14 protein-coding genes and 3 rRNA genes are annotated in these 26,109 nt (G+C 58.3%); 10 read left to right on the forward strand and 7 right to left on the reverse strand.

Translation table 11 applies throughout. The features are described 5' to 3' along the window. The first annotated feature begins 129 nt into the window (after positions 1 to 129). Together ACNAOV_RS00570 and ACNAOV_RS00575 are read left to right on the forward strand one after the other, a co-directional pair. Complete coding sequence (locus ACNAOV_RS00570) at positions 130 to 2,916, forward strand: cation-translocating P-type ATPase (protein WP_416517520.1); 2,787 nt, start codon at positions 130 to 132, stop codon at positions 2,914 to 2,916. 59 nt (positions 2,917 to 2,975) lie between these two features. Then, positions 2,976 to 3,404 carry a nucleoside deaminase gene (locus ACNAOV_RS00575; protein ID WP_416518106.1) on the forward strand — a complete coding sequence of 143 codons (429 nt, stop codon included), beginning with the start codon at positions 2,976 to 2,978 and terminating at the stop codon, positions 3,402 to 3,404. A gap of 9 nt (positions 3,405 to 3,413) precedes the next feature. Here the strand turns inward: ACNAOV_RS00575 and ACNAOV_RS00580 are convergent, their stop codons facing one another. Next, positions 3,414 to 4,241 carry a sulfite exporter TauE/SafE family protein gene (locus ACNAOV_RS00580; RefSeq protein ID WP_416517521.1) on the reverse strand — a complete coding sequence of 276 codons (828 nt, stop codon included), beginning with the start codon at positions 4,239 to 4,241 and terminating at the stop codon, positions 3,414 to 3,416. 222 nt (positions 4,242 to 4,463) lie between these two features. On the opposite strand from ACNAOV_RS00580, the gene ACNAOV_RS00585 reads away from it, so the two are divergent. From ACNAOV_RS00585 to ilvA, 4 genes are all read left to right on the forward strand, one after another. After that, positions 4,464 to 5,438: a ketopantoate reductase family protein gene (locus tag ACNAOV_RS00585; RefSeq protein WP_416517522.1), complete on the forward strand. Its 975-nt coding sequence runs from the start codon at positions 4,464 to 4,466 to the stop codon at positions 5,436 to 5,438. A 63-nt stretch (positions 5,439 to 5,501) separates the two neighbouring features. Beyond that, on the forward strand, positions 5,502 to 7,412 hold the full coding sequence (locus ACNAOV_RS00590) for a glycoside hydrolase family 13 protein (protein ID WP_416517523.1): 1,911 nt from the start codon (positions 5,502 to 5,504) through the stop codon (positions 7,410 to 7,412). A 162-nt stretch (positions 7,413 to 7,574) separates the two neighbouring features. After that, on the forward strand, positions 7,575 to 10,040 hold the full coding sequence (otsB, locus tag ACNAOV_RS00595) for a trehalose-phosphatase (protein ID WP_416517524.1): 2,466 nt from the start codon (positions 7,575 to 7,577) through the stop codon (positions 10,038 to 10,040). 235 nt (positions 10,041 to 10,275) lie between these two features. Beyond that, positions 10,276 to 11,541, forward strand: coding sequence for a threonine ammonia-lyase (gene ilvA / locus ACNAOV_RS00600; RefSeq protein ID WP_416517525.1), 1,266 nt, complete (start codon positions 10,276 to 10,278; stop codon positions 11,539 to 11,541). Positions 11,542 to 11,757: 216 nt separating this feature from the next. Here the strand turns inward: ilvA and ACNAOV_RS00605 are convergent, their stop codons facing one another. The 5 genes from ACNAOV_RS00605 to ACNAOV_RS00625 form a co-directional block, all read right to left on the reverse strand. Next, positions 11,758 to 12,429: an ATP-binding cassette domain-containing protein gene (locus ACNAOV_RS00605; RefSeq protein WP_416517526.1), complete on the reverse strand. Its 672-nt coding sequence runs from the start codon at positions 12,427 to 12,429 to the stop codon at positions 11,758 to 11,760. 25 nt (positions 12,430 to 12,454) lie between these two features. Continuing rightward, a complete protein-coding gene (locus ACNAOV_RS00610; RefSeq protein WP_416517527.1) occupies positions 12,455 to 14,488 on the reverse strand; it encodes a bacteriocin-associated integral membrane family protein in 2,034 nt (677 codons plus the stop codon). Between the two features lie 416 nt (positions 14,489 to 14,904). Next, complete coding sequence (locus ACNAOV_RS00615; protein ID WP_416517528.1) at positions 14,905 to 15,405, reverse strand: hypothetical protein; 501 nt, start codon at positions 15,403 to 15,405, stop codon at positions 14,905 to 14,907. 506 nt (positions 15,406 to 15,911) lie between these two features. Further along, positions 15,912 to 16,283: an SdpI family protein gene (locus ACNAOV_RS00620; protein WP_416517529.1), complete on the reverse strand. Its 372-nt coding sequence runs from the start codon at positions 16,281 to 16,283 to the stop codon at positions 15,912 to 15,914. Positions 16,284 to 16,330: 47 nt separating this feature from the next. Next, complete coding sequence (locus tag ACNAOV_RS00625; protein WP_416517530.1) at positions 16,331 to 16,984, reverse strand: DUF1648 domain-containing protein; 654 nt, start codon at positions 16,982 to 16,984, stop codon at positions 16,331 to 16,333. 394 nt (positions 16,985 to 17,378) lie between these two features. On the opposite strand from ACNAOV_RS00625, the gene ACNAOV_RS00630 reads away from it, so the two are divergent. Further along, a complete protein-coding gene (locus ACNAOV_RS00630) occupies positions 17,379 to 18,635 on the forward strand; it encodes an IS256 family transposase (protein WP_416518107.1) in 1,257 nt (418 codons plus the stop codon). A gap of 624 nt (positions 18,636 to 19,259) precedes the next feature. On the opposite strand, the gene ACNAOV_RS00635 is transcribed toward ACNAOV_RS00630, so the two are convergent. Continuing rightward, entirely contained in the window at positions 19,260 to 20,015 is a 756-nt protein-coding gene (locus ACNAOV_RS00635; RefSeq protein ID WP_198220191.1) for a Sir2 family NAD-dependent protein deacetylase, read from the reverse strand. Between the two features lie 654 nt (positions 20,016 to 20,669). On the opposite strand from ACNAOV_RS00635, the gene ACNAOV_RS00640 reads away from it, so the two are divergent. From ACNAOV_RS00640 to rrf, 3 genes are all read left to right on the forward strand, one after another. Then, a 16S ribosomal RNA gene (locus ACNAOV_RS00640) occupies positions 20,670 to 22,194 on the forward strand. Positions 22,195 to 22,600: 406 nt separating this feature from the next. Further along, positions 22,601 to 25,671 (forward strand): 23S ribosomal RNA (locus ACNAOV_RS00645). 170 nt (positions 25,672 to 25,841) lie between these two features. Further along, positions 25,842 to 25,958: ribosomal RNA gene (rrf, locus tag ACNAOV_RS00650) — 5S ribosomal RNA — on the forward strand. The 16S, 23S and 5S rRNA genes sit together here, the layout of an rRNA operon. Positions 25,959 to 26,109: the final 151 nt, after the last annotated feature.

Raw genomic sequence — 26,109 nt, forward strand, 5'->3', positions numbered from 1 at the left:
TGTTGCCCCGATGCTTTTGGACATACCCCGGTCCAAAAGGAAGATTGCAAGAAATACTGCAGAGGGTCGCATGCGGGGACAAATGACCGATCCGGTTTGGAAAGGCCAGGTTGACCGATGACATCATCCATGACATCTACAAACATTAAGAATCAGAACGCAGCGGCAGCAGGGGCTGACATGCGCTTCGACGACACCGACTGGCACAGCTTGGAGACCTCGGCTGTGCTGGAGACCCTGCACACCGGGGATCAAGGCCTGGATACGCAGGAAAGCGCACGCCGCCTGGAGATCTTCGGGCCCAACAGTCTGGCCGAGGCACAGGCCAAACCCCGTTGGAAGCTCTTCCTGGAGCAGTTTGCCGGCCCCCTGATCGCCGTCCTGATGGTCTGCGGCATCATCACCATTTTTCTGCAGCACTATGTGGACGCTGCGGCCATTTTCCTGGTCCTTTTCCTCAATGCCATCATCGGCTATGTGCAGGAATCCAAGGCAGATAAGGCTGTGGAGGCCCTGACCACCCTGTCCACCCCCACCACACGCGTGGTGCGCCAGGGCCGGATGGAGCAGATTGACGCCGACCAGCTGGTGCCGGGCGACCTGGTCCTCCTGGAGAGCGGCGACCGCATCCCCGCCGACCTGCGGTTGATTGAGGCCCTCCACCTGCGCATTGACGAGGCCATGCTGACGGGCGAGAGCGAGGATGCCAAGAAGAATACGGACCCCGTGGACCGCGATGCAACCCTGGGCGACAGGCGCTGCATGGCCTTCTCGGGCACCATGGTCACCAGCGGCCGTGGACGAGGGCTGGTGGTGGCCACTGGTTCCGACACCGAGCTGGGCGAAATCAACGATCTGGTTCATGTGGCCAAGGGCCGCACACCCCTGCAGCGAATCATTCACCGCACCGAGGTGGGCATCGCCATCGCCGTCATCTTGGTGGCCGTCTTCGTCTTCATCGGCGGAGCCATCCTCAATGGCGACGCTACGGGGGCCTTCCTGTCTGCAGTCTCCTTGGTGGTGGCCTCCATGCCCGAGGCCCTGCCCATCGTGCTGACCGTGGCCATGGCCTTGGGAGTCTCAAGGATGGCCGAATACCATGCCATCGTCCGCTCTCTGCCGGCAGTGGAGACCCTGGGCTCCATCACCGTCATCGGCTCGGACAAGACCGGTACGCTGACCCAGAACCGCATGACCGTGGAACAGTTCACCCTGGGCGGCGGCCAGCCGGTCCCCGTCGAGGGCATGGACTTGGGCGCAGAGGCTGTATCCGACGACGATCGTATGCGCGGTCTGGCCGCTCTTGCTCGGGCCGGGGCTCTGACCAATGAGGCCCACCGGCAGCCGAATGAACAAGGCGGCATCGAATACAGCGGCGACGCGGTCGATATGGCCATGGCCCGCCTGGCCGACCAGACCGGGGCCGTGACTACTGAAGACCTGGATAGTCCTATAGTCTTGGAGACCCCCTATGAGCCGGAACTGCTCCACTCCATGACCATTCGCCGCAGCCCGGACGGTACCCTGACCCAATACGTCAAGGGCGCTCCGGACGCGGTCATGGCCATGAGCCGAACCATGCTGGACCCGGATGGTCAAGTCGTTCCCCTGGACACCCAGGCCGTTCACAAGTCCTACGAAGCCATGGGCTCCCAGGGGTTGCGGGTAATCGGCGTGGCCAGCAGGGTCCTTTCCCCTGACCAGGATCCCGCCTCCCGCCGTCGACCTGACGACCTGACCTTCCTGGGGCTTGAGGGCATGCTCGACCCGCCTCGACCTGGCGTGCGCGAGGCCATCGCCGAATGTGCCGGAGCCGGCATCCGCGTGGTCATGATCACCGGCGACCACCCGGTGACCGCAGCCGCCATAGGCCGACGCCTGGGTCTGGAGCACACCGATCAGGCGCTGACAGGCAGCGAGATGCTGGAAATGAGTGACGAGGTCCTCCGGGCCCGTCTGCGTGAGACCTCCATCGCCGCCCGTGTCTCCCCCCAGGACAAGCTGCGCATTGTGGAGGCCCTGCAGGACGAGGGCCATGTGGTGGCCGTGACCGGCGACGGCGTCAATGACGCCCCGGCCCTGAAGGCTGCCTCAGTGGGCATCGCCATGGGTCGTTCCGGCACTGACGTGGCCCGGGAGGCCAGCGATGTGGTCCTGACCGACGACAACTTCGTTACCATCACCCAGGCCGTGCGTCAGGGGAGGGTCATCTTCAAGGCCATTCGCGGGTCCGCCTACTTCCTCCTGTCCACGGCTGCAGCCGCCATGATTGCCGTGGGGGTCAATGTAATCGCCGAGGAGCCGCTGCTCTTCCTGCCCCTGCAGATGCTCTGGATCAACTTCGTGACCAATGGCGTCCAGGATATCGCCCTGGGATTCGAACCAGGCAACGGCGATGAGCTGGAGTCGCCCCCGCGTTCGTCCGGAGAGGGTCTGCTCTCGAGGGTGCTCTGGGCGCGACTTGCTGTCTGTGGGCTCTGGATGGCCACCTGCATTCTGGTCCTCTTCCGCCTCAACATCAACGCGGGGATGGACCTGGCCCACGCCCGGACCATGGCCCTGACCCTGTTGGTCCTCTTCAACTTCTTCGTCGCCATGTCGGCCCGGTCCGAGAACAGGCTGATCGTCCAGCTCAACCCCTTGGATAACACCTTCCTCCTGGTGGCCTCGTTCGTTGCCCTGGGCATCCATGCGGGGGCCATGTACCTGGCTCCGGTTGCGGGCGTTCTGGGCATGGCCCCGCTGAGCGCGAGCCAGTGGCTCATCTGCCTGGGAATTGGACTGACGGTCCTGATCTTCAGTGAGGGCGACAAGATGGTTCGTGCCTTCCTGGCCAAGCGGGGCATAGGTACGTCCGGGCGGCCCAAGGGCCATCTGCACCATGTGCGCCGCCGCATCGCAGGCATGATCAACTGAACTGACCTGTCGGGCTGGACTGTCAGACTGAACCCGTGCAAGAACGGTGGAAGGCGCCCATGGAGGAGGCCCTGCAGTTGGCCGGCATAGCCGGAGAGCGGGGGGACGTGCCCGTGGGCGCCCTGGTCTTGGATGCCTCGGACCGGATCATCGGCCGGGGCTTCAACCAGCGGCAGGTCCTGGGCCGTCCCCTGGCGCACGCCGAGATGGAGGCCATCGGGAAATCAGCCGTTGGCTGGGATCTGGCAGGATGCACCATGGTCGTCACTCTGGAGCCTTGCCCCATGTGTGCTGGAGCCCTGATGGCCTGTCACTTCAGCAGGGTGGTCTTCGGCGCCTGGGATCCCAAGATGGGAGCCTGCGGGTCGGTCTGGGATCTCCCTCGTGACCCGCACACTGGGTCAAAGGTCGAGGTGCTGGGCGGCGTGTGTGAACAGGCATGCGCCGGGATTCTTGCCGACTTCTTCGCCCGGCATCGCCAGGACTGAGTCCTGTTCTTAGCGGTGGTTGTGATTGGCCCTGTACCGCTGGAAGGCCGGGGTAACCTGAAGGGCCGCCCAGATGCAACGCAGGACGATCAAGCAGAGGTAGGCGGCGAACAGATTGGCGCCTACTCGCGCGCTGACTCCTGAGGCCGCCCAGGTGCCCACCGGTGTGGTCAGCGCGGCCACGATTCCCAGAAGCAGCCCCTGACCGGCGTGGACCAGATGGTGGCGCAGGTTGGTGAACGTCCCTGACAATGAACTGGGCAGGATGGCCAGCAGTGAGGTCCCCCTGGCGATCAGATCGCTGGCCCCCAACAGAGCCAGAGCCGGCACCGCGATGGCTCCGCCGCCAACGCCTAGCAAGCCCGACAGGGTTCCGATCAGGATGCCGACCAGCAGAATGATTAAGGCCACCACTGGGCTCAGCTGGATGCTGCTATCTCTGGAGGGCGTGGACACCAACTGCTGGGCAATGACTGCCATTAGGAAGCCCACGTAGAGCCACCTGAGTATCACCTCAGGAAGCCGGTCCAGCAGCCAGGTGCCGATCTGCGCTCCAATGACCGTGCCCACGGCAAGCAGCAGGGCGGCCAGCCAGTCCACATGCCCGCCCAGGGCGTAGGAGGCCACTCCGGCCAGCGACATGGGGATCATGGAAGCCAGCGAGGTGGCCGAGGCCTGCCGTTGCTGCAATCCGGTCCATACCAGGGCTGGCACGATGATCGATCCGCCGCCGATACCGAACATCCCCGACAGGAATCCGCTGATCACGCCCACCAGGACCAGGATGGCCAGGGTCCGCCGGTCCATCCCTCCGGCTCCTTTCTGCTCTTTCTGCATGAGTTCCAGCCTAGGTCGACGTCCTCATCGGGATGGCAGGATGTCCGCGTGTGTGGTCATGTCCTCCAAAGTGCAGAAATCCACGCATATCCCGGCCCTTATGTCCACCATGCGACCGTTGCCTTGGCTCCCTTCTGCCGTCTCGGCATACTGCTTGGTATCCCCCGGGCCGGTCCCCGGAGGTGTGTCGTCTGTTCAAGAGAATTAAGAGGGTGTATTTCGATGCGATATACGGTCATCGGTGCCGGAGCCATGGGCTATCGTCTGGGCGTGCTGCTGCAGGAGCAGGCCGGCCTGCAGGTGGATTTCGTGGATACCTGGATGCCCAATATTGACAAGGTTCATGACCAGGGAGGCGTCTACGTCTCCCGTGATCATGAGAATCGGCATTTGGTGCCCGTCAACATTTACACCCCCGAGGACTACAAGGGCGACCCCGACGTCTGGATCGTCATGGTCAAGCAGATGCAGCTTGAGGGGGTTCTGGAGCGCTGCGCGCCGCTTTTCCGCGACCATCAGGTGGTCTACTCGGCCATGAACGGCTGGGGTCACTTCGACAAGCTGCTCAAGTACTTCCCCAAGGAGCGCATCTACGGCGGCACGGCCATGATCGGCACGGTCCTCAATGGACCCGGCGATGTGGACTTCATCGGCAAGCCTGGGTCTGGTTCCGTGCATCTGTGCGCCATGACCGAGCAGACCACCGACCTGGAGCGCCGGATGGCCGAGGACTTCAAGGCCGCCAATCTCAACCCCATCCTGACCGAGAACTTCGAGGGCACCTGCCTGGCCAAGATCATCTTCAACTCGGTGGTCAACACCATCTGCACCATGTACCAGATCACCATGGGCCAGTTCGTCTCCTACCCGGGGGCCAAGGATATGTCCCGCCAGCTGATTGACGAGGCCTATGACGCCTGCGAGCGGGCCGGCAAGCAGCTGATCCAGACCCGCCAGGAGACCCTGGACGAGGTGGACTATGTCAGCCGTGTGGGCAACCCGCTTCACTACCCCTCCATGTACCAGGACATGTCCAAGGGCCGCCCGACCGAGGTGGACTACATCAACGGCTACCTGGCGCGTCTGGGCCGCGAGCATGACTATGTCTGCCGGACCCAGGAGTTCCTGACCCACGGCGTCCATCTGGCCGAGCTGGCCTTCCGTGTCCACCACGAAGAGCAGGCTGACCAAGGGTGAATGATGGGTGATTTATAGTGGGGGTGGCACAAGGACGTCCGACCCCGTCCGGCCAGGAGAACCATGACCCAGGAAGAACGCATGCAGCTGCCCGATCGGGTACGGACCAACGGAGCAACCCCCAATCCCTGGTGGGCCAACGCTGTGGTCTACCAGATCTATCCACGGTCCTTCCAGGACACCAACGGCGACGGCTATGGCGACCTGCCGGGCATCACGCAGCGGCTGGACTACCTGGCAGACCTGGGCGTGGACGTCATCTGGCTGAGCCCGGTCTACAAATCCCCCCAGGACGACAACGGCTATGACATCGCCGATTACCAGGACATCGACCCCATCTTCGGCACCATGGACGATATGGACGAGCTTCTGGACCAGGCCCACCGTCGGGGAATCAAGGTGGTCATGGACCTGGTGGTCAATCACACCTCGGACGAGCACGCCTGGTTCCAGGCCTCCCGCAACAGGGATGACCCGCACGCCGACTGGTATTGGTGGCGCCCTGCCAAGGCCGGCCACGAACCGGGGACTCCTGGCGCAGAGCCCAACCAATGGGGGTCCTACTTTGGGGGCTCCGCCTGGCAGTACGATTCGCAACGCGGCGAATACTACCTGCACCTGTTCTCCAGGAAACAGCCTGACCTCAACTGGGAGAACCCCCAGGTCCGGCAGGCCGTCTTCGACATGATGAATTGGTGGATGGACCGGGGCATCGACGGTTTCCGCATGGATGTGATCGTCATGATCTCCAAGACCGTCGACCCCGAGGGCCGCCTTCCCGGCGAGGATGGATCGGTCATTGCCGACGGTCCTGTAGGACCCGAGGGGTATTCGTCCTCGGTGCCCTTCTGTGTGGACGGCCCCAGGCTGGATGAGTTCCTGCAGCAGATGCGCAGTCAGGTCTTCCAGGGCCGGCAGGGCTATCTGACTGTGGGGGAGGCTCCCGGCCTGGCTCCTGCCCGCAGCGGGCAGATCACCGATCCGGCCAACCACGAACTGGATATGCTCTTTCTCTTCACCCAGACCGAGGTTGACACCGGGGACAGCAAGTGGGACATCCGCCCCTTCCGGGTCTCCCGGCTCAAGGCGGCCATGGACGAGCAGCAACAGGCTGTGGCCAAGGCCGGATGGGCCAGCCTCTACTTCGACAACCACGATCAGCCCAGGATCGTCTCCCGTTGGGGCGACAAATCCAGCGAGGAACTGCGCTCGCGTTCGGCCAAGGCCCTGGGGCTCCTCCTGCACATGCACCGGGGGACCCCCTACATCTATCAGGGCGAGGAGCTGGGCATGACCAACGCCGGCTTCACCAGCCTTGACCAATACAAGGATCTGGAGTCCATCAACCTCTACCATCAGCGGGTCGATCAGGCGCACGAGCAGGATCCGGAGTCCATGATGGCCGCCCTGGCCTATATGAGCCGCGACAACGCCCGCACCCCCATGCAGTGGGACTCCACCAAGTTTGCCGGCTTCACAGCCTCCTACGCTCCCAAGGAGCCCTGGTTGGCCGTCAACCCTAATAAGGACAAGGTCAACGCCAAGACCGAGCTGCGCGACCCGGATTCGGTCCTGGCCTTCTACCGGGAGCTGATTCGCCTGCGTCACACCAATCCGGTCGTGGCGGCCGGCGACTTCACTCTTCTGGATCCGGATGCTGACCAGATCTACTCATTCACCCGTTCCCTGGACCAGGCGCCGGAACCCAAGTCGGGACCCGAGGCTGCCAGCGTTCTGGACGCCCTGCCCTGCCAGCGCCTGCTGGTTGTGGTCAACCTGAGCAGCCACCCGGCCTCACTGCCGCCTCAAACTGCCGCACTTCTGGGCCTGGACCAGACTGGATTCACTTCCATGGCCCTTGGTGCGGTGGACCCCGACCGGATCCTCATATCCACCTACCGACCAGAGCAGACTGCCAGCTCCCTGCTGACCGGCCGTCTCTCCCCCTGGGAGGGGTTCGCCTACCGTCTCTGAGGAAAACCCCGCCCTCGGCACGCCTTCCCGGCTAGAGTGGAAGTCAGCGATGCCCTGATGGGCCTGTACGGACCGGTTGGGTCCCCGGGTCCCTGGGCGATGGGTCCGCGCCGTGGTCAATCCCGACGATTCCGGCGCGGACGGGAAAAGAAAGCGGGTTGCATGTCTCGTCTGATCATCGTCTCCAACCGTTTGCCCATGTCACTGCAGGCACGGGAGGACGGTTCATATACCTTGCGCCAGAACGTGGGGGGACTGGCCACGGCCATCGGTCCCTACCACCGTTCCCATAAGGACAGCCTCTGGATCGGCTGGAGCGGCATCGATCCCCAAAAGTACTCGGAAAAGGAACTGGACCGCATCCGTCAGGCCTACCGGGAGAGCCGGTGCATTCCTATCTTCCTGAGCAAGGAGGAGCTGAACGGATACTACGCCGGGTTCTCCAACAACACCCTCTGGCCGCTCTTCCATGACTTCTCGCATGAGGCCGTCTTCCGCCAGGAGGACTGGGAGATGTACCGCAAGGTCAACATGCGTTTCGCGCAGGTGGTGGAGCCGCTCATCCGCAAGGGCGACACCATATGGATCCAGGACTACCACCTGATGCTTCTGCCCAAGATGCTGCGTGAACGCTATCCTGATGCCTCCATCGGCTGGTTCCTGCATGTGCCCTTCCCCAGCGCCGAGATCTTCCGCTCGCTGCCCTGGAGCCGTGAGATTCTGGAGGGCGTCCTGGGCGCCAACCTGATCGGCTTCCATACAGTGGACTTCTCCGCCAGCTTCCTGGCTTCGCTGCACAGGCTGCTGCCAGAACTGCCGGTCAACCGGGACGGTGTGGTCGAGATGCCTGACGGCCACCGCGCAGCCATTGACGCCTTCCCCATCGGCATCGATTACAACCTCTACCGGCGCACCGCCCATTCCAGTCTGGCCCGGGCCATGCGTCGGGGGATCGACGAGGTCTGTGGCAAGTCTCCCCGTCATCGCTACCGCACATCGGTGACGGCTGAGGGCGTGGCGGCCAACGAAGCCACCGCATCGGACGCCAATTGGTGGAGCCACTACATGAAGGAGGACATCCCCGAGTCCACGCTGGCCAAGCAGGCGGCCTCCTCGGTGGGCAGCCGCTCCAACAAGGTTATCGTCTCGGTGGATCGGCTGGATTACACCAAGGGTCTGCCCGAACGGCTTCAGGCCTTCGGCCGCATGCTGGACAAATACCCTGAATGGGTGGGTCATGTCACCTACTACCTGCTGGCCACCCCCTCGCGCGAGGTCGTCGAGTCCTATCAGCGGCTCAAGGCCCAGGTGGACCAGCTGGTGGGCGAGATCAACGGCCGCTACTCCCTGTTGGCCTGGACCCCCATCCACTACATCACCCGCTCCCTGTCCATCAAGCCGGTCTGCGGTATCTACACGGCTGGAGACGTAGCCCTGGTCACCCCCCTGCGCGATGGGATGAACCTGGTGGCCAAGGAGTACCTGGCCTGCCATGATGGACGTGACGGTACCCTGGTTCTGTCGGATATGTGCGGGGCGGCCGACGAGCTGACCGACGCCTTCATCGTCAATCCCTATGACATCGACATGGTCTGCGAGGCCCTGCACAACGCCTTGGAGATCACCCCCGAGGAGTCCAGACAGCGCAACATCCGCATGCAGGCCCGGCTCAAGGTGCGCACTGCAGCCAACTGGTGCACCTCATTCCTTGACTCCCTGCGGCAGGTGTCCGCTCCCGGCATGACTGATAGGAGGCTGCGTATGGATCACCACAACGCCATCGTTCGTCAGTGGGACGGCGCTCATCGTCGTCTGGTCCTATGTGACTATGACGGGACGCTGACCCCGCTGGTTCGCCGTCCTGAGCGGGCCAAGCCCACCCAGGCCCTCCGTCGTCTGCTGACCCAGGTGGGGAGCAATCCCGATGTGGACTTCCTGCTGGTCTCCGGCAGGAGCCATCAGATCATGCAGGATTGGTTCGGAGACCTGCCGGTGGGGCTGATTGCCGAGCATGGCGCCTGGAACCGCAACCTGCCTGGCAGCAGCTCGAACGGGTGGCAGCGGGCGAAAGGCCTGCCCGACTCCGATACCTGGCAGAAGGTGATTCGGCCCATCATGGATGAATCGGCCACAAGAGTTCCTCACTCCTTCGTGGAGAGCAAGTCCGATGCGGTTGCCTGGCACTACCGTATGAGCGATGCCCAGGTGGCCGACCAGGAGCGTCAGGATCTGCTCCGCCGTTTGCGCGCAGTGGTGGTCGGCCTTGGGCTGATGATCATGGAGAACTCCAAGGTCGTCGAGGTCACCCCCGTGGCCACCAGCAAGGGCCAGGCCATCCTGCCCTTCGTCAACAGCGGCGACTACGACTTCATGATGGCCCTGGGCGACGATGAAACGGACGAGACCATGTTCGCCGTCATGCCCGATAAGGGCTGGACCATCAAGGTCGGGCCCGGCCAGACCAAGGCCCGGCTGCGGGTCAACGATCCGACCGCGGTCACTTTGCTGCTGGCCGATCTGGGTGCCGGCGTGGCCCGTGACGCTAATGAGCCCGTGGCTTCCCATGACTTCCGCGACGATCATACCGTGGTCGATGAGGCGCATGCCCAGCTCACTGACGACAAGTAAGCCAGGCGGCCACTAGCCGCTACCGGTGGCTGCTTGTGAAGTCCGTCAAGTTCATGGGTGGCTGGTGCTTCGCCTGGCTATCGGTCTGGCTGTCTCGGGTCTGTTCTCATACCTGTCTGGTCTTCGGGTGCCCAAACGTCCGATTGCCCACATGTTTTGGTTTTCGGCTCGTTTGGGTGTCCACCATGTTGACGGCTGACCCCATTGGTCGGGTCCGGCCGACCATACTTGGAGCATGGATACTTCAACAATCACTGCCTGTCTCGAGGCCGATCACGCCGCTGATTTGCGCAAAGCCGCCCAACGTCTGGAAGGTGTGGCCCGTCATACCCTTATCGAGGAATCCGATGATTTGGGCGCTCGGATAGGCCATCGCGTTCTGCTCAAGCCGGAGAATCTGCAGCTGACCGGATCCTTCAAGATTCGCGGAGCTTACAACAAGGTTGCCTCGCTGGATCAGGACGAGCTGGACCGCGGCATTGTCACCGCTTCCGCTGGCAATCACGCCCAAGGGGTGGCTTTTGCCGCACGCAGCCGGGGCGCGAAGGCCACCATCGTCATGCCCAGGATCACGCCGCCGCTCAAGGTCGATGCCACTCGGGCCTATGGTGCCGAGGTTGTCCTGCAGGGTGAGGTCTTCGACGAAAGCTCTGATTATGCTTTGGGGCTGGCATGTGATCGCGGCATGACCTTCGTCCCGCCCTTTGACGACTACGAGGTCGTCTGCGGCCAGGGGACCATCGCCATGGAGATTCTTCAGGATGTGCCCGATGTCACCGATATCGTGGTTCCCCTGGGTGGGGGCGGGTTGGGCGCCGGAGTGGCACTCGCCGTAAAGACCTTCAAGCCTGAGGTCAGAGTCATTGGAGCCACCCCGGTCGGATCTCCGGCCTGGCGTGAATCTCTGACAGCTGGTCATGTGGTCGCAGCGGATCGGATGCGTACGGCTGCCGAGGGTGTTGCCGTCAGACGTCCCGGCGATCTGAACTATGCTCTACTCAGCCGATATATGGATGATCTGGTCCAGGTAACCGAAAGCGACATCTCCGAGATGATTCTATTCATGCTGGAGAAGCACAAACTGGTGGTCGAGGCAGCTGGCGCCGTCTCCCTGGCCGCCCTGGGCCAGTTGGATCTGCAGTCCGATGTCTTCCGGTCGGCCCCGGGGCCGCATGTGATCGTCCCCATCATCTCGGGCGGCAATATCGATACGGTCACCATGGGTGCTGTCATCCAGCGGGGGATGATTTCCCGCGGGCGCATCATGCAGTTCGGCGTGGAGTTGCCCGACGTGCCTGGCCAGCTGGTCAAAGTGGCCACGGTCCTGGCCGATTTGCGTGCCAATGTGATCGAGCTCAACCACGATCAGTTCAAATCCTCCGGCCACTATGACAACGGCGTGCTCTTGGAGGTGACTGTGGAGACCAACGGCCCCGACCACATCACCCAGATTCTGGATACCTTGCGTAGTCGAGGCTTCCAGGTCCATCAGAACTACTGAGCATTATGTCCCGATTGGATCCGGTGCTCGTGCCTGGCATCCGATGTTCGGAGATAGTGATGGACAATGGTCGACGCCTTTGCTGGGCTTGGCTGATGGGTCCTGCTGGTTCTTGAAGGGCAATCTATGGCGATTCTTGTGCTGGCTTGCGTCTTATCATAGGTGGAGTCCCTTCCCCGGAGTCGTCACAGTCTGCGGGTGGAGGACGTGGGTGTATCAGCCTATTTCGATAATCGATGAACAGATTTGCTTTATTTCCTCATTATGTGTTGAGATGATGACGGCAGCGCCTTGTTGGGCAAGTTCGCACAGTATGCGTATTACGACGCTGGCGTTGTCCTGATCCAGCGCAGAGGTCGGCTCGTCTGCAAGAATGACATTCGGCTGTTTGAGCAGGAGCCTGGCGAGGGCGATTCTCTGTTGTTCCCCGCCCGATAGGGTGTAAATCTTTTTCTTCTGTGAGCCATTCATCCCGACGATGTCAAGTACTCTGCCGATTCGTTCGTCCCGTTCCTTGCGATGCTCGCGCTTCTTCATTTTGAGGGGAATCTGCAGGTTACGCGATACATTCCACTGTTCGACAAGACCATAGTTCTGGAATAGAAATCCTATGTTTTCGCGAAGACACACTCGCTGCCCCTTCCTGCTCTTATGTAAATAACCGGAGCGGAATGTCTCTTCGTTGTAAGTGACCGATCCTTCATTGAAGTCCTCCAACAAGCCGATGCAGTTGAGCAGGGTCGTCTTGCCTGCACCGGACGGTCCGCTCACTGCGATTATGGAACCAGGACCAGCGTCGAAGGACAGTCTCGACCATAACGTGTGTTCCGCAAATTTCTTGGTAAGTCCTTCGACTTTCAATGTCGGCTGCCTGCCTGCGTCTGTCATATGCATCTCCCTCAGCACCGTGGATTCACGGGCGTTTAATGTCGTCAGCACGGAACCTTGATTCGTATACCGATACGGTAATGGCCATGATGAGGCTGGATACAGCGAAGAGCAATGTTCCAGCCACCAGATCCGTAACCTTGTTCATCGAGCCGATAATGCCGACTGCCATGAGGGTCAGCAGCATCCCGATATTCTGCATGATAAGAAAGCCTCCATGTCTTCTGAAAAACCCGTATCCATGGATGAATTGAACGAAGGAGAGTCTGCGTCGTCTTGCGCAATACGCGGCCGAGCACACAAGGATGGCCATCATGGCAGCGGCCAGACCGAACGATATGGCTATAATGTCCCCGCGTTGCTCGTTCCTGGATAATGACAACGTATACGCCACCGAGTCTTTGGCGTTGTCAATACCCTGGAAGTATCCGGAGATTCCATAATGGTCCAGCTTGCTTTGCAGGAGTTCCGGATCGGAGAACAATACACTATCGCTTGATGTGTATGACAGGTATACCATGGGGCTGATCAACCCTGACGATGGAGATGTGACGGCTACCACTGGATCTTTCAAAGACAGCCTCTGTTGATCTTCCGCAGGCATGAACTGCGTTCCCGAGAAGAGGGATATGTCTTGGTCCGAACGTGTGCGGACCAAGACGCCGTGAGGGTTGCAGGAATATGGTTTCTGTTTCTGGGTAACACCCAGTTGGCACTGTATCTTGAAATATTCGGCGTATTCCTTCAACAAGGCTCCGGGGTCCCCTTTATATGATGAAGGCACCAGGAGTGTGAAAGCCCCGATATCTGTTCCAACCACTCTAACCGGTTTCCCATCAAGTCCGGCAATGGGTTGCTTGTCGAGATAGTTCGGGCTCACTACCATCGAATCGGATCCGTCCGGTTTATAAGGATCATTGTTCCCATCAGTGGAAAAAACGGAGTCACCGTTATACCCGACCAACATCGCCTTCCCTCTGCTGTCAAGATCCTCGATCACTTTCATCAGGGGAGGCGCTGCCCGGAGCTCATCCTCGTGTGGGGTGTTGGTGTTGACTGACAATCTGAGGACATATTGATCCGAGATGCGAGACCATTGTGCCAAGGACCGGCTGGTGCTCTGTATCGCGCTGATTCTATTCAGAGACCCGCTGATGGTGCCAAAGAGAACAGCCACCACCATGAACTGGGCAAAACCCGCGATGATGCCATCACGGAGTTCGTTACCCTCTCCGTTGAGAACGGCGGGTATTCGATTGCGGAATGTACTGGCACCGCCTAAAACCAACGTTAGGAAGACAAGATATGCTGTCAATACAGCCACGGCGATAAACAGCGCTCGAAGGAGTCGCCAAATCTGGTGGAAGTTATTGATAAGCCAGAGGAAAGGCAATCCCACTAAGGTAATTGTCACCAATCCCACGGCGAGTGTGGCGAGCAGTGACACCAGCTCGCCGACGAGTATCCTTCCGCTGGTATAACCGTGCATCGCCTTGATCGCATGTATCTTCCTGTTCCTGGACAGGGAATACGCGGTGGAAACCACCAATGTGATGGCGATGATAACGACTCCCGCCCAAAGGCCACCCTTCCCTAACGCGTCTATCATCGCAGCTATCCAGAAGCCTCGTGACCAGAGGCTTTGTGATTCGTCAACCACTATCCGGGAACGTGACAAAGCCTTGGCGAGCTGTTCCATATGCGACCTATCCGCATTGGTCGCATAGCTTCCGCGCAAGTCCTGGGTGGTAATCTCTTCAAAAGAAACTACTTTCGTTGACTGGTCACGCGTTGAAAAGGAAGGATAATCGTACCCTCCATTTCGTTGAAAAGACTTTTGGTCACCCACAAAGGCCACGAGAACACGAGACTTCATTGAATCACGAAATGAAGGTTGGATTTTGAAGACATTAATCCCTAAATTTCTTGATGCTTGAGCAATCGCATGCACAGCATCCGCCTTCGTCGCGGTATCAACCCTCTCGACGGTGAAAGAGGTACCGGTACCTGCCGGAAGCTCCTGGTCGATAGAGATAAGCATCTCGAATGTCACCACCATGGTGAGAATCAAGGAAGCCCAAATCGTCAACCGTTCAATCCAGTGAATTCGCAAATCACCTCACCCAAACTTCCTCAAGTCTTCTCCTTTGAAGGCAAATATGATGGCGAAAACCTTCCATCACGGGCTATTCTACCCCATAAATACAGCTGATTCATCCGGGCCTCTCACATATAGAGACCGTTCTTATGCCACTGATACCGATGTGGAATCCGAACCGGTACGATGACGCTGGCTACTCCTGGAACAATACCCTTGCCGGAGTTCGAACAACACTCCCACGACCAGTTTGCTTGGTTACACTCAAACCATGAGCATGGGATGTTTGAGTCGATGTAATGCGGAATCATGTAGGGAATATCGCTGGTGATGACACTGGTGGGGATCGTGGCGGTCAGCCAGTTGCGGGTCTGATGTCAGTCGAGCCGGTTGCTCATTCGTCTGATCTGCTCGCTGGCCTGTCTATCGAGTGAGACCAGTGCCTCGTCGAGGTGTCGTGTGACGTCGTGGGCGAGCGAGTCGAGCCTGCTTTTCTGCTCGCTCTGCAGCCTCAAGAGTCGCTCGTTCACGTACCGCTGCTCGTCGTGCATCTTTCTGAGCTGTGTTTCGTTCCTGCTCGCCGTTTGCTCCACGCCTTCCTCGAACGCCTTGTAGTCAGAGAGGATGACCTTCCTTGAGGCTTCGTTCTGCCTGTCGCCTGAGTCCTCTAATCGCTGCAAGCTGATCAACAGCATCTGGTTGGCCTGTTCCGTCGTGGAGGTTATCGCTTCCAACTGCTCCTTGCGGTTCACCTGGCTGCTAGTGGCGAGATGTATTTGCGTGCCCTGGTAGTTCCCGAGCTCCTCGAGTACATGCCTCGTCTCGCGCAGTTGCGCGCTCAGGTCCTCCTCGTTGCTCTGGTTTGGGTTCTCGTCCATGTCTCCTCGTTTCGTCCGGCAGCGATTGTAGTTCCCCGGCCACGCTCTTAATCTGTTCGCGCAGCTTCTCAATGAGCGTCTCCCCAATGACCGCGAAGCGAAGTCATCCACCGTCAAAATCAAAAATTCAAGTTTTCCTGTATAAGTATATAGGGGGGACCTCTCGTTAGCCTCACTGCGAGTATGGTTAAGAGGGTTTTGCTGCATTCAAAGTCCCTCTCTTGATTTGGCTTGATTGCGGCTTGTCTAGGCGTGATTGCTGTCTGCGCTGGTTGATGCACTTGGGGTGTGTTGATGATGGCGGTTTCGTGATTGCTGGTGGGTCTGATGCTTGGGTGGTTACGTTTGGTGGGCTGTGATTGCATGGATGTGGTGGGCTGTTTTTGGGTCGTTTACGATACATAAGAAATAAACTAGGCTACGTATCGTAATCAGTAGCGGAACGCCAGAATTAATCCACTATTTTGCTTGTTACGACACATAGCCTAGTTCAGATATCCGAAACTCTATCCCCGCTTATTATAATTATTGGCATCACTGTTTGCATAAATTCCAATAACAGCAGTTGCTCCAAGCATTATTACCAGCAACACCCAAAGTATGACCAAACAAGTGGGATCAAATGCGCTGACACCCTTAGTGAAAATACAACTAAATGCTAAGTCTATCGACATCAATGCCATAATTACAGCTTGCAATAGAAACAACCAAGAATACTTGGAGTGAATATATCCCCAGGTTTCATCAGATGACATTATGGCTTTAGTCCTTAATCCGACTTGCCCGTTTCTGCGTAAATTGCCTAGCTTCGCCTTTCGGTACAGCCACACAAAGTAAATTGTCAAAACTATCATCAATACACAAAGTGCTGCTACCATTGAATTTCGCTTTCTTTTTTGAAAATTATTGCTAATGGATCCGATTTTTAATTGTTAGATATGATAAACGCTGCTGCAGCACCGATAAATAATAAAAAGATGGCAATCAAGGCAAACATAAGAGCTATGAAGCCAGTCATCGATATCAATACTGCGACAACAAGACCTGCGACTCCAACAAAAAGAAGATCAGAAACCCATATGATTTTTACTGTCCGAATTGACAGTTTCATAAAACAATTTCCATTGCCGGGTTCTTGCAGAAGGGTCCTTTTTGATGGAACTGTTGTGATAGCTGACAGTACAAGAAGCACCGAAAAAGTAACAATAAATTGATTCACTGGATTTTTAAAAGCTGGTGATTGATGCTCAATTGAACTACTAAACATCACCATTGCAGCGTACCCTAAAACGGCAGTGGCCACAGGAAGATAAACATCAATAGAGTCAATCGCTCGTCCAACACTTTGTTTAATCACGAGTACGGATCGAGCAATGAGAACAATGAGCACCGCACACACAATGACTGCAGGGAAAATCAGAACGGTATATTTTTCCCCCCAGGAATCAGCCTTCCCAAGAGCATTCCAGTGCGTTGGCACTACATCAGGCAGTGCGTAATAGCTACTACCAAGTACGATAGCCATCACCAAAGCTAGAATGAAGGAAAACATTACGGACGGCGACAGCAACTTTTTCATATCATAACTTCCACGTTAATGACTGGGAATATGGATGTCCATAATTCAACACAGTTAAACCATCGTCACCCTTTCGGGAACGCAAAATAAAGGTACAGACTCCGTCCACTAACTCTTCGTTTTCCTTAGTTACAGTAGCCATAATCAACAACCCCTTAGTCGATATACGTTTATCAAATGCAATCGCAAAATGTGATGCGATTTACAAATATTGTAGTACTTGTCAAGCAATAATCGGTAGTTTTTCCGCTGGCGAGAGGCGCCGGTGCTTTTCCCGGGACTGTGGCAATAAGTGTGTAAGTGGCCTGGTTCGCTGACTGGTTGTCGGCGTGGAAGGTAGGCATGAAACATGTCTGTTGCAACACTGGTGCCTGTGGCATCGAAAACGAAGAAAATGACAACAACGCAGCCCTCTGCTGAGATGGTCGCTGCCGCTGAGCTAGTCCGGCAGGCGAAGGCCGCTGGACTAGATCTGGTAGGCCCTGATGGCTTGTTGAAGCAGTTCACGAAAACGGTCCTGGAAACAGCTTTGAATGAAGAAATGACAGAGCATCTGGGCCGTGAGAAGCACGAGAAGTCAGCTGAGGGACGATCGTCGAACTCACGTAATGGCACCACGTCGAAAACCGTGTTGACTGACAGCGTCGGCGAAGTGGAGATTGATGTGCCCAGGGACCGCTCTGGCACGTTTGAGCCAGTGATCGTCAAGAAGCGCCAGCGCCGGTTGAATAATGTGGATGGAGTAGTGCTCTCCCTTTATGCTAAGGGACTCACCACCGGTGAGATCAGTGCTCACTTTGCCGACATTTACGGAGCCTCTGTTTCTAAAGAGACCGTTAGTCGTATCACTGACAAAGTCGTAGAGGAGATGCATGAATGGTCCAGCAGGCCCCTGAACTCGGTGTATGCGGCTATCTTCATTGACGCCATCATCGTCAAAGTAAGGGATGGTCAGGTTGCTAACCGTGCCTTTTATGCCGCTATCGGTGTGGGTTTAGATGGCACTAGGGACGTCCTAGGCATTTGGGGTTCCCCTGGAGGTGAAGGAGCAAAATACTGGCCGTCGGTACTCACCGAGATCAAGAACCGTGGCGTCACAGACACGTTCTTCCTCATCTGTGACGGACTCAAGGGACTCCCTGACGCTGTTGAAGCGGTCTGGCCTCAAACTACTGTTCAAACGTGTATTCTTCACCTGATCAGGAACACGTTCCGTTACGCGTCCAAGAAGGACTGGGACGAACTCAAACGCGATGTGAAACCGATTTACACTGCTCCCAGCCTGGAAGCAGCCGAGGCCACAAGAGATGCCATGTTTGACAAGTGGGGCGAAAAGTATCCTGCTATTCAACGACTATGGGAGAACGCGTGGGGGCAATTCATTCCGTTCCTGCACTATGATGCGGAGATCCGCACGGTCATCTGTTCCACTAACGCTATCGAAAGTTTGAATGCTAGGTTCCGAAGGTCGGTGCGAGCCCGGGGTCATTTCCCGACCGAGCAAGCAGCACTCAAATGTCTCTACCTCACGGCACGCTCACTGGATCCTACTGGGAAGGGCCAAGTACGCTGGACCATGCGATGGAAACCAGCATTGAACGCGTTCGCCATCACTTTCGCTGACCGCTGGCCCGACGCGAAAGACTACTAAATGAAAATCGCCAGTTACACACATAACGAGACAGTCCCCTTTTCCCGATGAATTTGGGCTCGTGATCATGTCTTTCAAGCGAGTTTAAGCTCGGCTATTACACGTTTAATCTACTTGGTGACTATCAGAGATTTAGATTCTATATTGGAAGCGTCGGAGCTCTGTTGGAACAAGGCGTTTCAGGCTTATGACTCTACTAAAAGTATGCTATCGGGGATGGAAAGGTTCCGCTGGGATGTATGGCTGGAAGCCAGCGTGGTACCCGCTGATCATTGTGGCGTGGCCATGGGTGTTTTGGGGCGAAGAATCGACTCTGTCGGTGCCGATAAGGGCATGTCCAGGGCATCATACTTTGCTCGGGCGGGAAGACTTTGGCTTCCGGAGTTGATTCGCTGTCCTTCTTGTGGGGCGGGGGTTCGCTTCCTGATGCAGAGTCTCCGCGTGATAGGGGTGCGGGGTTCCAAAACGACGCTGACAGGGGACCGGTACAGGTGGAGTCTGTCTGTAGTGAGACGGAAGACGGCTAAAGGATTGCCATAGTGGGCCCTGCAGGTTCTTGCAGGGCCCATCAGAAATCTGCAGATCGCAGATCTGTTCCACTAATTGCGCCGAGCGGTTGGGAAATCATCCCTGTCCGGCGATGGTTTTGTCGACGAGTTTGGGCAGGGCTTCTTCGATAGGTTCGTGGATGAGTCGAGTTGCCAGGGAATCGTATTGGGTCGAACCCATGTTCATGATGGTGATTGGCACGCCCGCCTGGGCTGCCACCGGAACCAGCGAAGCTGCCGGATACACTTCCAAGGTGGAGCCAATCACCCAGAACTGATCGGCCTGGCTGGCCAGCCTCATGCTCTTCTCCATGGCTCCTTCGGGCAGGGCTTGACCGAAGTAGACCACATCAGTCTTGATGATGCCATTGCAAGGCATGTTGCCCTGGTAGGGCATGGGCTTGTGGCAGTGTGGATCGGGTTCCTGATCAAGCTTGGCCATGATGTCGGCCGTCCGATATGCCTGGCCGCACTTCATGCAATGGGAGCTGCCTATGGTCCCGTGAAGGTTGACGATGACGTCCTCGGAGTTACCGGCTTTCTCGTGGAGGGCATCGAAGTTCTGCGTTGCCAGCAGGTTCAGCATGCCTGCCTGCTCCAGCCTGGCCAGTGCCTTGTGGGCTACTCCGGGCTGGGCCTTCCAGACGGGCGACTCCTTCTGCCACCGCCATGAATACTCCCGCTGCTTCTTGTCGCTCATGAACAGGTCCAGGTCATAAACGTTCATTTGATCAGGATGCTTGGTCCAAACCCCGTCAGGCCCGCGGAAATCCGGTATGCCGGCGGAAGTCGAGATGCCCGCACCGGTCAGTACTGCAATTGTTGTGCTCATACACCCGTCTTACCATCCGTTAATAGACTCTATGAGTCGAAAGCCGACATGGTGCGCGAATATGTATTTATATCAACATTGGCATTCTTGCGTTGTGGATGACTGGTGGTCGAGAACGGAAGGTGAGCTCCGCGCCGGATGTGGCTGACTATGGCCAGAGTTCAGAAGGACCGTGAAAGGGCTATGCTGACACGCCAATAAGGTAGTGGCCTGGCCGATGATCTGTGAATAAAATGTGTGCATGAAGCCGTGATGGTGCGCTGAGGCCACATCTTAGCGAGTTCTAAAGTCAGAAAGGGCAAGTAACGACACGCCGTTTGAGGGCTTGTTATTGCTTGTTTTGAGGGTCTTTACGGGAGGGCCGGGTTGCGTTTCGGCCGGCTCGTGGTAAGTTTATCTCTTGCTGCTCAACACGGCGGTTCTTCTTCCGGGAGGAAGTTGAATGGCTTGTTGGTGTGGTGGTGGTTTGAGAACTCAAGAGCGTGTTTGTGCTACTTATAGCTTTTTGATTGCCAGTCCGATGCCCGCCCGGCTGTTGTCGGGTACGTGGGAGCGTTGTGAGGGGTGTCGGGGTTTTTCGTGGGTTGGTTTCCTCCTTATGGAAGCCGGCCCGTCAATTATTGATGTGGGCTGTTTCGGCCTTCTTCATGGTTTTTTGTGGAGGGTTTGATTCTGGCTCAGGATGAACGCTGGCGGCGTGCTTAACACATGCAAGTCGAACGGGATCCGGGCAGCTTGCTGCCTGGTGAGAGTGGCGAACGGGTGAGTAATGCGTGACCAACCTGCCCCATGCTTCGGAATAGCTCCTGGAAACGGGTGGTAATGCCGGATGCTCCGCGCTGTCGCATGATGGTGTGGGAAAGGGTTTACCGGCATGGGATGGGGTCGCGTCCTATCAGCTTGTTGGCGGGGTGATGGCCTGCCAAGGCTTCGACGGGTAGCCGGCCTGAGAGGGCGACCGGCCACATTGGGACTGAGATACGGCCCAGACTCCTACGGGAGGCAGCAGTGGGGAATATTGCACAATGGGCGAAAGCCTGATGCAGCGACGCCGCGTGCGGGATGACGGCCTTCGGGTTGTAAACCGCTTTTGATTGGGAGCAAGCGAGAGTGAGTGTACCTTTCGAATAAGCACCGGCTAACTACGTGCCAGCAGCCGCGGTAATACGTAGGGTGCAAGCGTTATCCGGATTTATTGGGCGTAAAGAGCTCGTAGGCGGTTCGTCGCGTCTGGTGTGAAAGTCCATCGCTTAACGGTGGATCGGCGCCGGGTACGGGCGGACTGGAGTGCGGTAGGGGAGACTGGAATTCCCGGTGTAACGGTGGAATGTGTAGATATCGGGAAGAACACCGATGGCGAAGGCAGGTCTCTGGGCCGTCACTGACGCTGAGGAGCGAAAGCGTGGGGAGCGAACAGGATTAGATACCCTGGTAGTCCACGCCGTAAACGGTGGATGCTGGATGTGGGGCCCGTTCCACGGGTTCCGTGTCGGAGCTAACGCGTTAAGCATCCCGCCTGGGGAGTACGGCCGCAAGGCTAAAACTCAAAGAAATTGACGGGGGCCCGCACAAGCGGCGGAGCATGCGGATTAATTCGATGCAACGCGAAGAACCTTACCTGGGCTTGACATGTGCCGGACGGCCGCGGAGACGCGGCTTCCCTTCGGGGCCGGTTCACAGGTGGTGCATGGTCGTCGTCAGCTCGTGTCGTGAGATGTTGGGTCAAGTCCCGCAACGAGCGCAACCCTCGCCTCGTGTTGCCAGCGGGTCATGCCGGGAACTCACGGGGGACCGCCGGGGTTAACCCGGAGGAAGGTGGGGATGACGTCAGATCATCATGCCCCTTACGTCCAGGGCTTCACGCATGCTACAATGGCCGGTACAACGGGATGCGACATGGTGACATGGAGCGGATCCCTGAAAACCGGTCTCAGTTCGGATCGGAGCCTGCAACCCGGCTCCGTGAAGGCGGAGTCGCTAGTAATCGCGGATCAGCAACGCCGCGGTGAATGCGTTCCCGGGCCTTGTACACACCGCCCGTCAAGTCATGAAAGTGGGCAGCACCCGAAGCCGGTGGCCCAACCCGTTTGGGGGGGAGCCGTCTAAGGTGAGGTCCGCGATTGGGACTAAGTCGTAACAAGGTAGCCGTACCGGAAGGTGCGGCTGGATCACCTCCTTTCTACGGAGATTTTGGAAATCCCCTGCGTGTGATGCGTGGGGGTCGTGCCTGCGGGTCCGGCCGGTCGGCCGGATGGTGTGGGCGTGCTGGCGTGGAACGGTCTTGAGGCTGTGGCATGGATGCGCTGTTGGGTTCCCGGACCGCCACCCTTGTGGGTGGTGTTCCCGATGCCCGTCGGGTTCCTGCGTGGGGTTTGTCCCGCGTCGGGTCCTGTCGGTGTGCTGGTGGTTTGAGAACTGGATAGTGGACGCGAGCGGATGGCCGGCTTTCGGGCCGGTTGTCTGCTGTATTGTTTCGTCCGAGCCTATTTTTGAGTGGGTTCGGGTCGATCGTTTTGTGATCGTTTAGTGTGATGATTTGTCGTCTGGCAGTTCGCAGTTGTTGTTGTCGTGGCATGGCCTGTGGTCGTGTTGTCGGCAAGGGCGCATGGTGGATGCCTTGGCAGACAGGACCGATGAAGGACGCGTGGGGCCGCGATAGGCCTCGGGGAGCCGCCGACAGGGCTTTGATCCGAGGGTGTCCGAATGGGGTAACCCGCCGGCCGTGATGGGCCGGCACCGCATTCGTGCGGGGGGTACGCAGGGAAGTGAAACATCTCAGTACCTGCAGGAAAGGATATTCCGTGAGTAGTGGCGAGCGAAAGCGGATGATGGCCAAACCGGTGCCGTGTGATACCCGTCGGGGGTTGCGGCATGGGTGTTGTGGGACTTGGCGTCCGGGCTCCGACGGGCCCGGCGGCAGTGATAAAGCGGCGTGTGAGGCGAACGGGATTGAATTCCCGGCCGTAGAGGGTGATGGCCCCGTAGCCGAAGGCGCGCCGCCTGCCGGTTCTTGTTCCCAAGTAGCGCGGGACTCGTGGAATCCCGTGTGAATCGGCCCCGACCGTGGGGTAAGCCTGAATATTCCTGTCTGACCGATAGCGTACGAGTACCGTGAGGGAAAGGTGAAAAGCACCCCGGGAGGGGAGTGAAAGAGTTTCTGAAACCGTGTGCCTACAATCCGTCGGAGCCCTTCGGGGTGACGGCGTGCCTATCGAAAAATGAGTCTGCGAGTCAGTGGTGCGTGGCGAGGCTAACCCGTGTGGGGCAGCCGTAGCGAAAGCGAGTCCGATAAGGGCGTTTCCAGTCGCGTGTCCTGGACCCGAAGCGGGATGATCTAGCCCTGGGCAGGTTGAAGCGCGGGTAAGACCGCGTGGAGGACCGAACGGACCTGGGTTGAAAACCGGGCCGATGACCTGGGGCTAGGGGTGAAAGGCCAATCAAATTCCGTGATAGCTGGTTCTCTCCGAAATGCATTTCGGTGCAGCGTCGCGTGAGTGCCTCCATGGGGTAGAGCTACTGGATGCTTGAGGGCCCGTATCGGGTACCGACAGCAGCCAAACTCCGAATACGTGTGAGGTGTATCGCGGCAGTGAGTCGGCGGGGGATAAGCTCCGTCGTCGAGAGGGAGACAGCCCAGATCGTCGTCTAAGGTCCCCAAGCGCGTGCTAAGTGGGAAAGGATGTGGAGTCGCATAGACAGCCAGGAGGTTGGCTCAGAAGCAGCCATCCTTGAAAGAGTGCGTAACAGCTCACTGGTCTAGTGGTTCCGCGCCGATAATGTAGCGGGGCTCAAGCACGCCACCGAAGACGCGGCAGCGCAGTTCGCTGTGCTGGGTAGGAGAGCGTTCCGCGTGGGGCGAAGCGGCGGCGTGAGCCGGCCGTGGACCGCGTGGAAGTGAGAATGCAGACATGAGTAGCGAGAGGCGGGTGAGAATCCCGTCCGCTGGATGACCAAGGGTTCCGGGGCCACGTTCGTCGTCCCCGGGTGAGTCGGGTCCTAAGGCGAGGCCGACAGGCGTAGTCGAATGGATGAAGGAGTCGATATTCTCCTACCGGCGTCAAGCCGTCCAATCCAAGACGTGGAAGCATGCCCTTACCTGTGTCGGGTGGCGGTCTTCGGACCGTCCGATGGCATGGGACCGGCGTGTGGATGCGTGGCGGGTAGCGCGGGAGTGACACGGAACGGGAGCCGGGCCGCGGTGGTGGTTATCCGTGGTCAAGCATGCGGCGCGTCGGGCAGGCAAATCCGCCCGGCATGAGCGCGAGGTGTGATGATGGGGGGTCTTGTGCCCCGAATCCGGTGTGCCGTTCCGTCGAGAAAAGCTTCGGCGTGAGGAGTGGCGCCGCCCGTACCCCAAACCGACACTGGTGGTCAGGTAGAGTATACCAAAGCGATCGAGCGAATCCTGGTCAAGGAACTCGGCAAATCACTCCCGTGCCTTCGGTATAAGGGAGGCCCCGGCCGGTGATGCGCCTTGCGCGCGGAGCCGGCTGGGGCGGCACAGACCAGGGGGTAGCGACTGTTTACCAAAAACACAGGTGCATGCGAAGACGTAAGTCGCTGTATATGCACTGACGCCTGCCCGGTGCCGGAAGGTTAAGAGGATCCGTCATCCCTCTTCGGAGGGGGCAGCGGTGAATTCAAGCCCCGGTAAACGGCGGTGGTAACTATAACCATCCTAAGGTAGCGAAATTCCTTGTCGGGTAAGTTCCGACCTGCACGAATGGCGTAACGACTTCCCCACTGTCTCGACCAGGAGCTCGGCGAAATTGCAGTACGAGTAAAGATGCTCGTTAAGCGCAGAAGGACGAAAAGACCCCGGGACCTTTACTATACCTTGGTATTGGCGTTAGGTGCGGACTGTGTAGCATAGGCGGGAGGCTTCGAAGCGGGTGCGCCAGCATCCGTGGAGCCGGAATGTGAAATACCGCTCTGTCCTCATCTGGCCTCTAACCTCGGCCGGTCATCCCGGCCAGGGACAGTGCCTGGCGGGTAGTTTAACTGGGGCGGTTGCCTCCCAAAGAGTAACGGAGGCGCCCAAGGGTTCCCTCAGCCCGGTTGGCAATCGGGTGTTGAGTGCAATCGCACAAGGGAGCTTGACTGCGAGACCGACGGGTCGAGCAGGGACGAAAGTCGGAGATAGTGATCCGGTGCCGGCGTACGGACGCGGCATCGCTCAACGGATAAAAGGTACCCCGGGGATAACAGGCTGATCATCCCCAAGAGTCCATATCGACGGGATGGTTTGGCACCTCGATGTCGGCTCGTCGCATCCTGGGGCTGGAGCAGGTCCCAAGGGTTCGGCCGTTCGCCGATTAAAGCGGCACGCGAGCTGGGTTCAGAACGTCGTGAGACAGTTTGGTCTCTATCCTCTGCGCTCGTTGGAATCTTGAGGAGCCCTGCCCATAGTACGAGAGGACCTGGGTGGACGAACCTCTGGTATGCCGGTTGTCGCGCCAGCGGCACGGCCGGTTGGCTACGTTCGGATGGGATAACCGCTGAAAGCATCTAAGCGGGAAGCCCCCTCCAAGATAAGGATTCCATGAAGCCTCAAAGCTTCTGAAGACCCCATGCAGAACACATGGTCGATAGACCGGACGTGGACACCCCGCAAGGGGCGGAGCCGACCGGCACTAATGGTCGAGGACAACACAACACCCACCCCTTGAGGGGTGGCGGCATCAACCATACTGCGGATACGACCTGCGGCAATATGCACGACGGCCACAGGCGATCGAACACGGAACACGCGTCCACCATCCGGTCCCCGAACCACCAGAAGACCCCATGCCCTTCGCATGAAGGGGATGGATGAAATTGAAGATTCGCGGCGGTCATGGCCTGGGGGAGACGCCCGGTCCCATTCCGAACCCGGAAGCTAAGACCCAGCACGGCAATGGTACTGCACCCGGAAGAGTGTGGGAGAGTAGCACACCGCCGCCACAACACGAGAATATAGGAGGTATCCTCAGGAGAATATTCCTGAGGGTGCCTCCCTTTTTCATATTCGAGTCGAATCAATGTTTAGCAGTCTCTGCTGTCCTGCACAAAGTAGAGCGCCAAATAATCGAACATGGCCAAGCTAAACACGAAA

The organism is Bifidobacterium asteroides, from assembly GCF_048001765.1.
Taxonomy (GTDB): Bacteria; Actinomycetota; Actinomycetes; order Actinomycetales; family Bifidobacteriaceae; genus Bombiscardovia; species Bombiscardovia asteroides_K.

Bases quoted from the DNA above. Each gene is read 5' to 3' on its own strand.
- ACNAOV_RS00615 (WP_416517528.1), bottom strand. From the start codon at position 15,405: ATGGACGAGAACCCAAACCAGAGCAACGAGGAGGACCTGAGCGCGCAA.
- ACNAOV_RS00630 (WP_416518107.1), top strand. From the start codon at position 17,379: ATGACAACAACGCAGCCCTCTGCTGAGATGGTCGCTGCCGCTGAGCTA.
- ilvA (WP_416517525.1), top strand. From the start codon at position 10,276: ATGGATACTTCAACAATCACTGCCTGTCTCGAGGCCGATCACGCCGCT.
- ACNAOV_RS00585 (WP_416517522.1), top strand. From the start codon at position 4,464: ATGCGATATACGGTCATCGGTGCCGGAGCCATGGGCTATCGTCTGGGC.
- ACNAOV_RS00635 (WP_198220191.1), bottom strand. From the start codon at position 20,015: ATGAGCACAACAATTGCAGTACTGACCGGTGCGGGCATCTCGACTTCC.
- ACNAOV_RS00575 (WP_416518106.1), top strand. From the start codon at position 2,976: ATGGAGGAGGCCCTGCAGTTGGCCGGCATAGCCGGAGAGCGGGGGGAC.
- ACNAOV_RS00570 (WP_416517520.1), top strand. From the start codon at position 130: ATGACATCTACAAACATTAAGAATCAGAACGCAGCGGCAGCAGGGGCT.
- ACNAOV_RS00625 (WP_416517530.1), bottom strand. From the start codon at position 16,984: ATGAAAAAGTTGCTGTCGCCGTCCGTAATGTTTTCCTTCATTCTAGCT.
- ACNAOV_RS00610 (WP_416517527.1), bottom strand. From the start codon at position 14,488: ATGGTGGTGACATTCGAGATGCTTATCTCTATCGACCAGGAGCTTCCG.
- otsB (WP_416517524.1), top strand. From the start codon at position 7,575: ATGTCTCGTCTGATCATCGTCTCCAACCGTTTGCCCATGTCACTGCAG.
- ACNAOV_RS00605 (WP_416517526.1), bottom strand. From the start codon at position 12,429: ATGACAGACGCAGGCAGGCAGCCGACATTGAAAGTCGAAGGACTTACC.
- ACNAOV_RS00580 (WP_416517521.1), bottom strand. From the start codon at position 4,241: ATGCAGAAAGAGCAGAAAGGAGCCGGAGGGATGGACCGGCGGACCCTG.
- ACNAOV_RS00620 (WP_416517529.1), bottom strand. From the start codon at position 16,283: ATGGTAGCAGCACTTTGTGTATTGATGATAGTTTTGACAATTTACTTT.
- ACNAOV_RS00590 (WP_416517523.1), top strand. From the start codon at position 5,502: ATGACCCAGGAAGAACGCATGCAGCTGCCCGATCGGGTACGGACCAAC.